Origin of the sequence: Amycolatopsis sp. cmx-11-12, from assembly GCF_046269425.1 — a bacterium.
In the GTDB taxonomy this organism is placed as follows: domain Bacteria; phylum Actinomycetota; class Actinomycetes; order Mycobacteriales; family Pseudonocardiaceae; genus Amycolatopsis.
On the sequence record NZ_JADNQM010000108.1, the window covers coordinates 1 to 933 of the forward strand.

Consider the following 933-nt stretch of genomic DNA (forward strand, 5'->3'; position numbering starts at 1 on the left):
GGATAAGGGGAATTTGATTGTTTAATTAAAATAAAGTATTGCGATGGTTTTTGCGGATGCTGACGTAATGTGATTTCTGTTCAGTGTTCTGAATGTTAAAGTGAAGAAATTTAATTAAGCGCGGGTAAACGGCGGGAGTAATTATGATTTTTTTAAGGTAGTTAAATGTTTCGTTATTTAATTAGTGACGCGTATGAATGGATTAACGAGATTTTTATTGTTTCTGTTTATTATTCAGCGAAATTACAGTTAAGGGAACGGGTTTGGCGGAATTAGCGGGGAAAGAAGATTCTGTTGAGTTTGATTTTAGTTCGATTTTGTGAAATGATTTGAGAGGTGTAGGATAAGTGGGAGTTTTCGGGCGTAAGTGAAATATTATTATTTTTAATGTTATTTTATTTATTTCGTGAGTCGGAAGTGGGGTATTGTTTTTTTTTTTGGTTTTAAGGTTTAGTTTTGTTGGGTCGATTCGGGTGGAAGATATTGTTAGGTGGGGAGTTTGGTTGGGGCGGTATATTTGTTAAAAGATAACGTAGGTGTTTTAAGATGAGTTTAACGAGAATAGAAATTTCGTGTGGAATAAAAGGGTAAAAGTTCGTTTGATTTTGATTTTCAGTACGAATACGAATCGTGAAAGCGTGGTTTATCGATTTTTTAGATTTTCGGAGTTTGAAGTTAGAGGTGTCAGAAAAGTTATTATAGGGATAATTGGTTTGTGGTAGTTAAGCGTTTATAGCGATGTTGTTTTTTGATTTTTCGATGTCGGTTTTTTTTATTATTGTGAAGTAGAATTTATTAAGTGTTGGATTGTTTATTTATTAATAGGGAATGTGAGTTGGGTTTAGATCGTCGTGAGATAGGTTAGTTTTATTTTATTGATGATCGTGTTGCGATAGTAATTTAATTTAGTATGAGAGGAATCGTTGATTTATA

General features: G+C 32.7%; 1 rRNA gene. It reads left to right on the top strand.

Going from position 1 to position 933, the window contains the following annotated elements:
* Nucleotides 1-933: ribosomal RNA gene (locus ACLARN_RS44130) — 23S ribosomal RNA — on the top strand; the annotation flags it as partial.